The organism is Kribbella sp. NPDC051587 (assembly GCF_044453945.1).
Classification (GTDB): domain Bacteria; phylum Actinomycetota; class Actinomycetes; order Propionibacteriales; family Kribbellaceae; genus Kribbella.
Map to the genome: position 1 here is coordinate 425,610 of NZ_JBITDE010000005.1, position 12,935 is coordinate 438,544.

A 12,935-nucleotide genomic window follows, 5' to 3' on the forward strand; every position below is an offset into this window, starting at 1 on the left:
GCGCCTGTTCGCTGTCCCGGGTTTACTCATTGCGGAGTACTCCACAGTGTGTAGTAGTGTGTGGTGCAGAGAAGGAGGTTGGGGATGGATACGAGCCAGTTGCTCAAAGGGGTGCTCGACCTGGCGGTGCTCGCGGTTCTGCGCGACGCCGACGGCTACGGGTACGACGTTCTCCGGCGGCTGCGCGCTGCCGGGCTCCATGACGTGGCGGACGCGTCGGTCTACGGGACGCTCCGGCGGCTGTTCGCGGCCGGCGCGCTGACGTCGTACGTGCAGCCCAGCGAGGAAGGCCCGCACCGCAAGTACTACGGGCTGAACAAGACCGGCCACGACCTCCTCGACCAGTCCACCCGGACGTGGACCCACTTCGCCGACATCATGTCGGTACTGCTGTTGACCAAGGAGGCCGCGTGAACAGCACCCTGACCGGAGCGGTCGCGATGTACCTGAACCAGGTGCGCGCGGAGCTGAGCGACCTCCCGCCCGGCGAGCTGGCCGATGTCCTCGAGGACGTCAGCGGTCACCTGACCGAGGTCGCGGCCGAGTTCGACAGCGAGCCGACCATCACCGCTCTGCACGAGCGCCTCGGCACCCCGCGGCAGTACGCCGACGAGCTACGCACCGCGGCCGGCTACCCACCCCGCACGACCAAGCCACCGGCCGACCAGAACCCGGCCAAGAAGTCGCTCCGCTGGGGCCTGATCGCGGCCCTGGTCGGTCCGTTCTTCGTGATGATCGCGGTGTTCGCCGGCGGCAGTGGCGTGAGCGCCTTCTTCGGGTTCGTCGGCTTCGTCATTCTCTTCGGCGCGGCGTACTTCGGGGTCAAGGCCCTGCGCGGGAACGACCCGCGGATCGTCCTCGACACCCCGCAGGGTCAGCGCGGCGAGCGCGCGATCCGCGACCTGATCGAGCAGATCCCGCCGAACCTGCGCAAGGAGCTCGTCACCATCGGCCAGCCGGTCTGGTGGGTGCTGCGCGGCGCGGTCGGCGGTGGCGGCTTCTTCCTGCTCTTCGGCGCCGGCGCGGTCGCGGTCGTCGGTGCGATCGCCGGGGCCATCGTCTCGGTCTGGGTCGCGCGGCGTACGCAGCAGGATCACCGCTGGCTCTGGTACGTCGTCCCGCTGAACGTGGTCGCCGCGATCGCCGTACCGGCCTTCCTGTCCGCCGCCTTCCTCGGCGCGTACAGCGGTGTCTTCGACCGCGACTACAACAACAGCGGCAGCTCCAACTACAACCCGCCCGAGCAGGGACTGACCTGGAACGGCAAGGAGGTCAGCAACCTCTACCCGTTCGATGCCCAGGGCAAGCAAACCTCGGTCGCCCTGTACACCCAGGACGGGGAGGCGATCACCCTGCCACTGCAGGACTGCCTGACCGAGAACAACAGCAACAACAACAACGCGAGCCCGGGGAACAGCAACATCTTCCCGCACCCGGTCGCGACCTACCCGACGCCGCCGGAGGAGACCGGCACCGAGACCGAGCCCCCGGCCGAGCCGGTCTGCACGGACAACTCGAAGCCGCCGTTCGCTCCGCCGCAGTTCCCGAACCTGACGCCGACGCCCACCCCGACGCCGACGCCTCCGGCCGCATCGAAGCCGGTCCCGACGCCGACCCCGAGCGGGAAGCCGACAGCAGGCAAGCCGGGTGCGACGTTGACGGTCCAGCCGACGCGTTAGAAGTGCGCCGCGGCGACGCGGCGGTACGTGTAACCCAGGCGGTGGTAGACCGCGATCGCGGCGGGGTTGTCGCGGTCGACCATCAGCCCGGCCCGGCCGTGGCGCTTCACCAGCTCGGCGGTGACGAATCCGCAGACCTGCTGGGACAATCCCTTGCCCCGGGCAACCGCTCGCGTCGTCACGCCGGCCAGGAATCCGATCTCGGGTGCGCTCCACGCATCGGCCGCGACACTCAACAGTTCGCCGTCATCCGCCGAGATCGCGGCCCAACGCCGTACACCGGAACGACCCGGCCACGCGTACGACTCAGGTGACGCCTCGGTGAGCAACGCCTCGACCCCGTCGTCCCCGTCCAGCCATGCGGCGGTCGTCGTGACCGCCGGGACCTCGGCCGTGTCCATCCAGCCGAACGCAGCCGAAAACTCCAACCCAGGCACGCGATCCGAGAGCTCGCGGATCAGATCCTCCTCCCCGAACGGCCGGTACGACGTTCCTGCGTCGATCGAGGTGATCAGCCGAGCGACCGCGTCCGGCGGTCCGGCGACCGCCAGGCGATCGCGTTTCGAGAGCTCCGGCGATGCGACGGCCACCGCGCTCCCGTCGTACCAGGCCCGGACGCCAGGCGCGAAGCCCTGCCCGGCCCAGACGATCAGCGGATCCCCGGCGGCGGCGGTGATCAGGTCAGCTGTGGTGTGAATCTCCTGCACAGCTTCATTCTGTCTCAGCCCGCTGGAGGGCGTACGGGACGAGGTGGTGGTAGCCGCGGACGGAGACGCGGCGGAGCTTCCGGAGCCGGTACGACGGGTGCCCGTCGAGCGCGGCGGCAAGCTCCCGATCGACGAGGACGCGACCGGGTTTGCACTCGGAGGTGAGGCGGGCGGCGATGTTGACGACCTCGCCGTACACGTCGCCGAGGCGGATCAGGATGCTGCCGTAGCAGAGGCCGATGCGCAGCTCAGGCAGGTCGTCGACGGCGGCGACCGCGTCCTGGAGGGCTAGCGCGACGGCCGCGGCTTGAGCAGCCGTGTCGGTGACGAACAGGACCTCGTCGCCGATCGACTTGATCACCCGGCCGCCGTTCAGCGCGACGACGTCCGCGGCCATCCCCTCGAACCGCTCGATCAGCTGGCCGAGCTCGATCTCGGTCAGCCGCCGGGTCAGCCGCGTGTAGCTGACGATGTCGGCGAACCCGACCGCACGGATCCCGCGCGCCAGTTCGTCGGAACCTGCCACCGCTCGACCGGCCGCGGCGGCGAGGTGCCGGCGCCAGACGTAGGTCTGCAGCTTCTCCATCGCGGGCAGCAGCAACCCGGCCACCTCGATCGCCTCTTCGGCGTCCAGCGGCGCCGTCGCGAGGAACTGCAGGAACATCGCGGACTGCCACGAGGCCAGCCGCGACTGCGTCTGACCGAGCTTCCGGGCCAGCGAGGACTCCATCTCCGGGTCGATGAAGTTGTCGTCCTCGAGCGCCGCGACCAGCCGCAGCGCCTCGACATCCCCGTCGGTGAACGCCACCTCGTCGTCCGGCACCGTCGCGAACCCGAGCGCATGCCACATCCGCTCGGCGCGCGCGATCGAGATCCCGGCCCGCTCGGACACCTCGATCCGGGTGAACTTCCGGTCCCCGCCCAACAGCGTCCGCTCGAACTCGGCCGCCAGCGCGGTCAGGTCCGGCTGACCCTCAGGATCCACCGCGGCGCTCGGCGATGGTGGCGTCGATGGCTTCCCGGAAGTCCGGCAGCCGCCGGGTCAGGTCCTCGAACTTCTCCCGGGTGAAGTGCAGCAGCTGCAGCCGCGACTTCGCCGTGACCGTTGCCGTCCGCAACATGTTCTTCCGGACCCCGACCTCGCCGGCGATATCGCCCGGACCGAGCTCGGCGATCTCCTGGCCCTTCTCCCGGACCGCCGCCGTACCGCTCAGGATCAGGTACGCCGCATCCGGCGCGGTCTGCTCCAGAATGAGCGACCAGCCGGCCGGCACCGACACCTCTTCGCCGGCCCGGAAAATGTCCCGGATGTCCTTACCGGACAGATCCGCGAACAGCGGCAGGTCCCGCGGGGACGTTCTACCCAGTGCCACGTCGATCCTCCGAGTCGCTGATGTTTCCCGTCAGTAACTCTAACGGCTGCACCCCTCGCAGGTCATCAGCATCCCGGAACTGGTCCACCCGGACCGATTGGCACGCCGAACGAGCCGCTCCGACACTGAGCCATGACCAGCATCCCGATCCTCAGCGACGGCCCCGATCTGCGCCTGCGCGGCCACGAACCGGCCGATATCGACGACTTCGTGGCCATGTGTTCCGACCCCGGCTACCAGCAGTGGACCGACAAGCCGGTGCCCTACCCGCGCTCGCACGCCGAACACTTCGTCACCGAACTCATCCCGAACGGCTGGCGCAGCGGCGAGGTCCACGGCTGGGCGATCGAGTACGACGGCCGCTTCGCCGGCAACATCGACCTCGGCAGCATCCGGGCCGGTGGCGGCGACATCGGCTTCGGCCTGGCCGCGTGGGCCCGCGGCCTCGGTCTGATGACCCGAGCCGCCCGGCTGGTCGTCAGCTACGCCTTCGAGGATCTCGGCTGGGACGTCGTAATCTGGCGCGCGGTCGCCGGCAACGAGGCCTCCCGCCGGGTCGCGGTCAAGACCGGCTTCCAGCGCTTCACCACAGTCCCCGACACCGCCTGCCTGCGCGGCCACCGCCGCGACGAGTGGATCGCCTCCATCCGGCCGGGTGAACTTGCCAGTTAATGGTCTAGTGGAGTTTCTTGCCGGATCGGGTGGGCCGCCGGACGCTGAGGCCTACCAACCCCGTCCGTCCCGAGGACAGCCGATGCGACTTTTCCGTTGTTTTGCTGCACTTCTCCTCCTGCCCGCCCTGACCCCACTCGTTCCCGCCACCGCCGCGACCACGGTCGCCGGCCCCTGGGCGTGGACCGAATCGGTCTATACCAGTGTGTTCGACGACTCGACGCCCTCCGCCGACGCGGGCACGGCTGTCCGTCTCGACACTGCCCGGAACGAGTACGAGGCCGGGCAGATCGTCGTCCGCCGGCCCGACGCCTTCAAGATCAACCAGGTCGCGTTCACGGATCTGACCAGTGGCGCGAACCGGATCACCGCCGCGAATCTCGAGTACAAGTTCGTCGAGACGACGTACCTGAACCACAACTCGAACTCCGGCGGGGTCTATCCGGTGACCCGTCAAGGCGCCGGCGACTTCCCCGACGGTCTGTCCAACGACCCGACCCGTGACGTCCCGGCCCGGACCACGCAACCGATCTGGATCCGCGTGTTCGTGCCCGCGACCACACCGGGCGGTCTCTACTCCGGTACGGCGACAGTCCGGACGAGCGCCGGTGACCAGGCGGTGCCGGTCCAGGTCGACGTCCGGGCGGTCACCTTGCCTGAGGCAAGCAATGGTGGCTTCACGAACACCCTGTGGTCGTTGATGTTCGGGACCCTGGACACCGACGACCCGGAGGTCGGCGTCGGCGTCGAGCCGGTGCAGCAGGTGTTCGGGCAGGTGAAGTACAGCGACGGCTGGTGGGCCCTGATGGGCAATCTGGCCAAGGAGTGGAAGGCGCACCGGACCAACAACCTGACCATCCCGATGATGCGGGTACTGACCGACAGCCACAGCTACTTCGACGAGAGCACCGGGAAGTACGTCTTCAACTGGGAGCGCTTCGACCAGATCGCCGAGTTCTTCCTGGCCCGTGGCGGCGTCAAGACCATCGAGGGCTTCCTGATGGCCTACGACCGCGAATCGCCCACCTGGACGGTCGAGATGCTCGACCCGGCCACCGATCGACCCGTGAGGCGACTCCGGACCGACGCTGCGGCGACCCGGTGGCTCGACCAGTACACGGCGGCGCTGCGCTCGCACATCGAGGCGAAGGGGTGGGCGTCGAAGTTCTGGACCCACGTCGGCGACGAAACGACCGGCGAGACCGGGGTGGACAACTGGAAGGCGATCGCGGGCAGGATGCGCGCCGTCTGGCCGGGGATCAAACTCGTCGACACCATCTACGAGGAGCCCACCGGCAGCCGGCTGGCCCCGGAGTTGGACGTCATGATCCCCAACCTCCAGAACTACACGAGCAACCCGGAGGAGTACGACCGGCTGCATCGAGAAGGCAAGGAGCTGTGGTTCTACAACTGCACGATCCCGGTCGGCAACTTCCTCAACCGCTTCGTCGACCAGCCGGAATGGCACCAGCGGCAGACGATGTGGTTCACCTACTCCCGCGGCGGCACCGGCTACCTGCACTGGGCGATGGACAAGTGGTGGTTCACGATCGAGAACCAGACCGAGAAGGGTGACGGCTACATCGTCCTGCCCGACCGCGAGCACCAGACGATCAAGTCGACGGTCCGGTACGAGTCACTCCGCGACGGTATCGAGGACTGGGAGATCCTGAACCTGCTCGGCAAGACGGATCCGGTCGCCGCGCACGATCTGGCCGCGGGCCTCGTCCCGGACGCCGACACGTACACCCCCGACACGTCGTACATGATCCGCATCCGGCGGACAATGCTCGACCTCGCCGCGGGTCGCTCGGTGCCCACACTGCCGGCCACCACGACCACCGGCGCTGGGTGGCGTCAGCTCGACTTCGGCAAGCAGGTGCAGCTCGACACCATCCGGCTGCGCTGGACCGGCGCCGTACCGGCTTCGGTGAAGCTGAGTGTCTCGTACGACGGATCTCGGTGGACGCCGATCGCGGCGAGCACCGGTGTCAGCACGCCGAACGCCAAGGCGCGCTACCTGCGGATCGAGACCGGATCCACACTGGCCGCGGTCGAGACAACGGGTAGCGCGCTGAATTCCGCCAACCTGGCGGGTGGTCGCGCATACACCTGGTCGGAGGCGCCGAAGCAGGACGCTCCGGACAGCGGCCGGGAGGCGACTGACGGCGTACTGGCCGATGCTTGGGACGACGGCCTCACGACCGGGTTCGCGTTCGGCAACGGCCAGCGGCGGACGGTGTCGCTCACGCTCGACCTCGGCTCGACCCAACGCATCGATCGCGCGCGGAATCACGCGTACGAGGAGTACCCGGCGTACCGGCCGGACGAGGTCCGCGTGCTCACGAGTGTCGACGGGCGCCGGTTCACCTCGCGGTCAGCGCAGTCGACACCGCGCGGCACGGCAGGGATCTGGTACGACGTGAGCTTCGAGCCGGTGCAGGCGCGGTACGTGCGGTTCGAGTTCACCAAGACCGGGTCGGCCACTGCGAACGCCATGTACCTCGATGACGTCGAGGTCTACGCCGCGGCGACGACCCCGGCCGATCTCGCCTGGGGCCGGCCGGTCTACCGCAATGCCGAGCCGGCCGCTGCCTATCCCGACAGCGGGCAGGAATCCACCGACGGCATCGGTGGCGGCGCGTTCGGGGACGGCCTCAGCTACGGCTACCCGTTGGCCGACGGCGAGACGAAGTCCGTCGATGTCGAGGTCGACCTCGGTGCGCCCAAGGCCGTGAACCACGTGCGGGTGCAGGCCTACGACGACGGCGTGCACAACTACGCACCGGACAAGGTTCAGGTCGTGGTAGCGGGCATTGTGGTCGCCGAGGCCGTGGTGCCCGCGCGCGGCTGGTACGACCTGTCGTTCCCCGCGGTCACCAACGATGGCGTGATCGTGCGGATGACGAAGACCGAGGGCTACTACGCCGACTACCTGTTCGTCGGCGAGATCGCGGTCCAGGGGAGCATCGGTCCTGACCTGATTCGGTCCTATCAGGCCCCGGCGGCTCAGTACGCCGACAGTGGGTCGGAGTCGGCGGACGGCGTACTGGCCGGGCATTACAGCGACGGGTTGTCCTACGGGTATCCGGTCGACGGCTCGCGCGCGGTGGACGTCGTACTGGATCTGGGGTCGGTGACTCCGGTGTCGTTGGTGAAGGTCCGTGAGTATGCGGATGACGAGCATGACTACGCGCCGTCGGAGGTGATCGTGGCGACGAGCACGGACGGTACGACGTACGCCGAGCGGGCGCGGACGTCGACGGCGGCGGTGCGGTGGTTCGAACTGCCGTTCAGCGCTGTGGACGCCCGCTATGTGAAGGTGACGCTGCGCAAGACCGGTGGCGAGAACGCCGACTGGCTCTTCGTGGACGAGATCACCGCCCATCATTGACCGCGGTCCGCGGCGGGTCTACGGTGACGGGAAATCGATTTCTTCTGCCGCCTTCAGGAGATCCGCATGCGGAACCGATGGTTGTTCGTCCTTCCGGCCCTGGTCGGCGCGGCGCTGGTACCGGCCGGGCCGGCCATGCCGGGAGCCGTGGCCGCGCCCGTGCCTTCACCGGCCGAGCGGGTCGCCAAGCTGACCGGGCCACAGTCGATCAACGACACCGAGGCCCGGTTCGGCCTGAAGGCGACGGACCTCGGAATCCTGTGGGACAACGGATCCGGCGAGATTCTGACCGCGTTCGGTGACAGTTACGGCAGCGGATGGACCGGTCCGGGCGGTGGTGCCGGCGACCCGGCCACCCTCGACTGGCGATGCAATCTGCTGCTGCGCAGCAAGGACCGGAACCTGGCCGACGGGATGGCGCTGGACTCGGCGGCCGAGGACCGGCCGGGCCACGCGAAGGAGTTCCTCGGCTGCAAGAAGGTCGATCGCGACGAGCACACCGTCATCCCGACCGGAGGCATCTCGGTCGGGAAACGCCAGTACGTGCAGTACATGTCGGTCAACTACTGGGGCCCGGCCGGCTCGTGGTTCACGAACTACTCCGGCTTCGCGTACTCCGACGACAACGGCCAGACGTGGACGAAGTCACCGACCGCACGCTGGCAGAACACGCCGGCCTGGGACTCGAACTTCCAGATGGTCGCGCTGACCCGGTCCGCCGGCTACGTGTACATGGTCGGTACGCCGAACGGCCGGTTCGGGAACGCTTATCTGGCAAGAGTTCCGGAGCAGCGGGTGCTGGACAAGAAGGCGTGGCGGTATTGGGACGGCCGATCGTGGTCCGGTGCCGAGCGCTCGGCGGTCCCGATCGCGGTGGGTCCCGTCTCCGAGGTTTCGGTGCAGTGGAATGCCGCCCTGGGCAAGTGGTTGATGATGTACCTCGACGAGCAGCGGGCGTCCGTCGTACTGCGGACTTCGCTCTCGTTGACCGGGCCTTGGAGTGGGGAACAGGTTGTTGTCCGGGGCACCGACTTCCCGGGGTTGTACGGCACGTTCATGCATCCGTGGTCGTCGGGGACCGACCTGTACTTCACGATGTCGCAATGGGATCCGTACAACGTGTTCCTGATGCACACCAAGCTGACCGACGACGGGCAGATCACCAACCTGGTCACGGATCCCGGCTTCGAGGCACAGAGTGGCGCCACACCGTCGGCGCCCTGGCAGCTGAGCGGTCGGGGTGGGATCGATCGCGCCGGACTGGGGCACTCAGGGACGAACAACGCCTACCTGCGGGACTCGATCGGGGCACACGCCGTACAGCAGAACGTTGCCGTGCGCCCCTATCACCGATATCGCCTGTCCGCCTGGGTCCGGACGGCGGAGAACAACTCCGAGACAGTGCTGGGCGTGCGGGGCTTGCGCGGGCGGACCATTGCCGAGCGCGTTGGCGGTGCGCATCCGGAGTACACGAAGGTCAGTGTGGACTTCACTTCCGGGCGGGAGTCGCTCGTGCAGTTGTACGCCGGATTCTTCGGACACGGACAGGATGTCTGGCTGCAGGTGGACGACGTCGTACTGGAAGAACTGCGTTAGGGCAGGCGGAGGCCGCGCATCTGTGGGGAGGCGTAGACGTTGGTGATACGGACGCCGTCCAGCCAGGTGGTGAGGCGGTCGGCCTCGGCCTCGAGGGCCTGGTGCGCCTGCCTGCCGACGTTGTCGTGGATGACCAGGCGGACGGGCGCGGCGGGGTCCTCGGCGTCCTGGAGCCAGCAGCCGACGATCCGGCCGTTCCACCAGGCGGTGTTGCCGGCGTTGCCGTTGCTGTCGAACAGGTACGGCTTGTCGGCCGGGTCGAGGTAGAAGTCCCGCTCCTTCCAGCCCATCACGGTCGGATCGAGGCTGGGCAGCAGCGCCGCCCAAGGCTCTGGGCGTTCCTCCTGCGTGTCGTCCGGCAGGACCCAGCCGGTGCCACCACCGTCGAGGGTCACCTCAACCGCTTCGACGGTCGCGAGCGCTCGGCGTACGGCGGTCTTGGTTGCGCCCAGCCACCAAACGATGTCGGCCTCGGTTCCCGGGCCGAACGTTCCCAGCCAGCAGCGGACCAGCTCGGCGTACCCCTCGGACTCCTCCAGTGCTGTTGGCCGTTGGCCGAGCCAGTGCTCGGCTGACGTCCAGGCGGGCTTGTTGAGGCGCCAGTGGCCGGCGTTCACCGCGCGCAGCACGCGACCCTCGGCGCTGAGCATCGCCATCACCACCGGCCCGACCGGCAGCTCCCCCGGACCACTCGGACGCATGTACCCGAGCTCGGGGACATGCTCGCGGATCTCGCTCGTCGTCCGGGCCGTCCCATCCGCCAGCACGCCAAGGACCGCGCCGGCGATCTCATCGATCCACTTCTCCGGAGTCGTGATCCCCGTCGCCGCCAGGTCCTTCATCAGCTGGCCTCGCTGCTGTTTCGCGACCCGGCTCGCGGCACTCCCCAACGCGGCCGGGAGGAGATCGCGCGGGAACACGAACAGCGTGCGCCGCATCGCCAGCTGCTTCACCACGCTGCGCTCGTCGTACAGGATGCGCTCGATCTCCGCCACGGTCACCCCGGCCACGCGCGCCCACAGCGACAGGTGGACCGTCGCGGCCTCGGTCGCATGGAGCACGGTCATCCCCCGGACCGCGGCCTCGATCGTGTCGAACCGCCGTACCAGCCCATGCCTCGACACCAGCCGGTCGCGACGCTCAGCGTCAGAAATGTGCAGCACACCGCCATTCTGTCTGCTGCCACCGACAGATCAGGATGTCTTGGACCACCCGCGGCGCCGCCGGGACGTCTTGCGGCGGATCGGGCGGCGGGGACCGATCAGGCGCGGGCCGGCGAGCCGGTCCTCCAGGCGCCGGGCTTCGCGACGGATCGGCTGCGCGACGTACTCACCGAGGATCACGCCGGATGCGATGGCGATCGAGATTGCGACCGCCGTCGCCAGGCTGACGATCCCGATCAGGTTGCCGAGCCCGGTCAGCTCATAGAGGCCCTTGTAGATGGTGAGTCCGGGCAGGAGCGGTACGGTGCCGGACACGACCACCACCAGCGGCGGTACGCCGGACCTCCGGCCGAGCGAGTAGCTACCGAACCCAACCGCGAAGGCAGCCGCCGCGGTCGACCAGGCCGGTCCGAACTCGGCGCGCGTCATCAGCGTGTACACGAGCGACCCGCCGCCACCGATCACCGCGACCGGCAGCAACGCCCGCAGCGGCGCGTACGACGCATACGCGAACGCGACCGCCATCAACGCGCCGGCGCCGACCATGATCGGCAGGTTCGAGAGCTGGATCGTCTGCGCCTGGATGCCGACGTGGAAGCCCATCTTGATCCCGATCGCGAGCCCGAGGCTCACCCCCGCGATGATGCCGCCGGTCAGCAGCATCGCCTCCAGACTGCGCGCGGCCGCGGTCACGTAGTACCCGGTGATCGCGTCCTGCACCGCACCGGTCAACGCGATCCCGGCCAGCAACATAATGATGCCGGCGGCAACGACCAACGACGGTTCCACCGGTGCGTGGACGGCGTACAGGGCCAGCGCGACCGCCATCGCCACGAACGCCCCGGCGACCTGCTGGTAGAACGCCGGCAACCGCTGCCGGTTGAACCAGCGGTTGCTCAGATCAATCGCAATCGCGGTGACCACGGCAACCAAGGTGATCAGCCAGCCACCACCGAGCAACAGCGTCGCACCGCCCGCCATCACACCCCAGGCGACAACCGCGGTCCAGCGCGGGTACGGCGGGCCGGCGGACGTCAACCGGGCCAGCTCGCGACTCGCCTCGTCGCGGGTGACCTCAGCACGCGCATACCGCCGTACCAGACGATCGACCTCGGTGAGGCGGGAGAAGTCCTGCGAGCGGTACCGGACCACGCGCATGTGCGTCTCGGGCGCGGTATCCGGCGACGCCTGGTAGGAGATCGCGATCGACGTGAACGTGATGTCGACCTCACACCCGCGCAACGCACCCGCCGCCGCCACACCCAGGATGGTCGCCGTCGCATCCGCCGTACCGGCCCCACTGGACAACAGCACCTCGCCCACGCGGAGCGCCAGGTCCAGCGTCCGGTAGACCTCCCGCTGATCGTCCAGATCCGTCACCCCACCAGCACATCACACCGCCACCCCGAGCCGTCTGAGCGCATCCCTCAAGAACCCATCGCGCCGCTGCGTCGCTTGGGGCGTCCAGAGCACCGTGGGCGTGTTGAGCGCGGCCACCACATCCCAGTAGGCACTCCCGCCCTGCGGTATCAGCCCATAGTTGATCGCCATCTGCTTGCGCAGCTCACCGAAGTCCACCCCAGGATCCCCGACGCCCGCGGTCTTCCAGTCGATCAGTACACACTCGGTCGGACTCGCCCACGCCACGTTTCCCGGCCACACATCCCCATGCAGAAACACCGTCGGCCCGTGCGGCGCCTCGATCCCTTGTACGACGTCGTCCGCCAGCTCGAGCAAGGGCGTCGTCGCCATCAGCCCGTCACGCCGGTCCCGCGCGAAGTCGTCCACCGCAATCGGCCTGACCCGCAACGGCAACCCCGGCCGTGCCTCCAACGGCACATGGACCCGCCTCAGCGCCGCGTAGACCCGCCCAAGATCGGGAGGCTCCGGCCACGTCGTACTCCCCACCACCGTCTCCACCGACGCCGGCAACTCGAGATCCACCCCCAGCAACCGCGGAGCCGGTACGCCGTACTCCTCAGCGACCGTCAACGCCGCAACCCCGGTCGCGATCATCGCAGCGTCAACCCGCGGCGTCACCGCCCGCAGCACAACGCTCGTCTCCCCCACCCGCAAGAGCCAAGGCCCCTGCTCCCCATGCAAAGGCCGCACCGACACGACCCTCGCCCCGCTGCCCAAACACCCAGCGGCCCACTCCACAACACGCTCGGCCGGCATCCCGCCGCCTGCACTACCCTTCCCGCACTAACCAACCGTGCCATCCCCAACCCCCCAATCCAAACCCTCACCCCCAACAGTCGGTATCAAGCGGCACGCCGTTGTACCTCCCCAAACCGGTTCGGGGAGCCTGCCCGCCCTCACCAAGCCACAATGGGGAGGATCCACCGCCT

At 68.6% G+C, this 12,935-nt stretch carries 11 protein-coding genes; 5 read left to right on the plus strand and 6 right to left on the minus strand.

Going from position 1 to position 12,935, the window contains the following annotated elements; all coding sequences use genetic code 11:
* The first annotated feature begins 84 nt into the window (after positions 1-84).
* The gene (locus ACIA49_RS21240; RefSeq protein ID WP_132175444.1) at positions 85-414 is read left to right on the plus strand and encodes a PadR family transcriptional regulator; all 330 of its coding nucleotides are present in this window, start codon (positions 85-87) and stop codon (positions 412-414) included.
* Positions 411-1,679 carry a DUF1700 domain-containing protein gene (locus tag ACIA49_RS21245; protein WP_396378911.1) on the plus strand — a complete coding sequence of 423 codons (1,269 nt, stop codon included), beginning with the start codon at positions 411-413 and terminating at the stop codon, positions 1,677-1,679. Before ACIA49_RS21240 ends, ACIA49_RS21245 begins: the two co-directional genes overlap by 4 nt.
* On the opposite strand, the gene ACIA49_RS21250 is transcribed toward ACIA49_RS21245, so the two are convergent.
* Genes ACIA49_RS21250 through ACIA49_RS21260 form a run of 3 tightly spaced genes read right to left on the minus strand, consistent with a single transcriptional unit; the run spans position 1,676 to position 3,759 of the window.
* Positions 1,676-2,386 (minus strand): GNAT family N-acetyltransferase, encoded by a 711-nt coding sequence (locus ACIA49_RS21250; RefSeq protein ID WP_396378912.1) that lies wholly within the window; start codon positions 2,384-2,386, stop codon positions 1,676-1,678. The two genes, ACIA49_RS21245 and ACIA49_RS21250, sit on opposite strands and share 4 nt — an antisense overlap.
* 4 nt (positions 2,387-2,390) lie before the next feature.
* On the minus strand, positions 2,391-3,371 hold the full coding sequence (locus tag ACIA49_RS21255; protein WP_396378913.1) for an adenylate/guanylate cyclase domain-containing protein: 981 nt from the start codon (positions 3,369-3,371) through the stop codon (positions 2,391-2,393).
* Positions 3,361-3,759 carry a cyclic nucleotide-binding domain-containing protein gene (locus ACIA49_RS21260; RefSeq protein ID WP_396378914.1) on the minus strand — a complete coding sequence of 133 codons (399 nt, stop codon included), beginning with the start codon at positions 3,757-3,759 and terminating at the stop codon, positions 3,361-3,363. The genes ACIA49_RS21255 and ACIA49_RS21260 overlap by 11 nt, the downstream gene beginning before the upstream one ends.
* Before the next feature lie 132 nt (positions 3,760-3,891).
* Between ACIA49_RS21260 and ACIA49_RS21265 the strand changes: the two genes are divergently transcribed.
* From ACIA49_RS21265 to ACIA49_RS21275, 3 genes are all read left to right on the plus strand, one after another.
* Positions 3,892-4,431 carry a GNAT family N-acetyltransferase gene (locus ACIA49_RS21265; protein ID WP_396378915.1) on the plus strand — a complete coding sequence of 180 codons (540 nt, stop codon included), beginning with the start codon at positions 3,892-3,894 and terminating at the stop codon, positions 4,429-4,431.
* Positions 4,432-4,513: 82 nt separating this feature from the next.
* Positions 4,514-7,825, plus strand: coding sequence for a glycoside hydrolase domain-containing protein (locus tag ACIA49_RS21270; protein WP_396378916.1), 3,312 nt, complete (start codon positions 4,514-4,516; stop codon positions 7,823-7,825).
* 66 nt (positions 7,826-7,891) lie between these two features.
* Positions 7,892-9,421 carry a DUF4185 domain-containing protein gene (locus ACIA49_RS21275; RefSeq protein ID WP_396378917.1) on the plus strand — a complete coding sequence of 510 codons (1,530 nt, stop codon included), beginning with the start codon at positions 7,892-7,894 and terminating at the stop codon, positions 9,419-9,421.
* On the opposite strand, the gene ACIA49_RS21280 is transcribed toward ACIA49_RS21275, so the two are convergent.
* From ACIA49_RS21280 to ACIA49_RS21290, 3 genes are read right to left on the minus strand one after another with little or no spacing between them, the layout of a single operon-like run.
* The gene (locus tag ACIA49_RS21280) at positions 9,418-10,584 is read right to left on the minus strand and encodes a winged helix DNA-binding domain-containing protein (RefSeq protein WP_396378918.1); all 1,167 of its coding nucleotides are present in this window, start codon (positions 10,582-10,584) and stop codon (positions 9,418-9,420) included. The two genes, ACIA49_RS21275 and ACIA49_RS21280, sit on opposite strands and share 4 nt — an antisense overlap.
* A gap of 30 nt (positions 10,585-10,614) precedes the next feature.
* On the minus strand, positions 10,615-11,964 hold the full coding sequence (locus tag ACIA49_RS21285) for a threonine/serine exporter ThrE family protein (protein ID WP_396378919.1): 1,350 nt from the start codon (positions 11,962-11,964) through the stop codon (positions 10,615-10,617).
* Between the two features lie 12 nt (positions 11,965-11,976).
* Complete coding sequence (locus ACIA49_RS21290; RefSeq protein WP_396378920.1) at positions 11,977-12,762, minus strand: phosphotransferase family protein; 786 nt, start codon at positions 12,760-12,762, stop codon at positions 11,977-11,979.
* Positions 12,763-12,935: the final 173 nt, after the last annotated feature.

Excerpts from the sequence above, each read along its gene's own strand:
- ACIA49_RS21240 (WP_132175444.1), top strand. The coding sequence starts at position 85 with ATGGATACGAGCCAGTTGCTCAAAGGGGTGCTCGACCTGGCGGTGCTC.
- ACIA49_RS21270 (WP_396378916.1), top strand. The coding sequence starts at position 4,514 with ATGCGACTTTTCCGTTGTTTTGCTGCACTTCTCCTCCTGCCCGCCCTG.
- ACIA49_RS21265 (WP_396378915.1), top strand. The coding sequence starts at position 3,892 with ATGACCAGCATCCCGATCCTCAGCGACGGCCCCGATCTGCGCCTGCGC.
- ACIA49_RS21275 (WP_396378917.1), top strand. The coding sequence starts at position 7,892 with ATGCGGAACCGATGGTTGTTCGTCCTTCCGGCCCTGGTCGGCGCGGCG.
- ACIA49_RS21290 (WP_396378920.1), bottom strand. The coding sequence starts at position 12,762 with ATGCCGGCCGAGCGTGTTGTGGAGTGGGCCGCTGGGTGTTTGGGCAGC.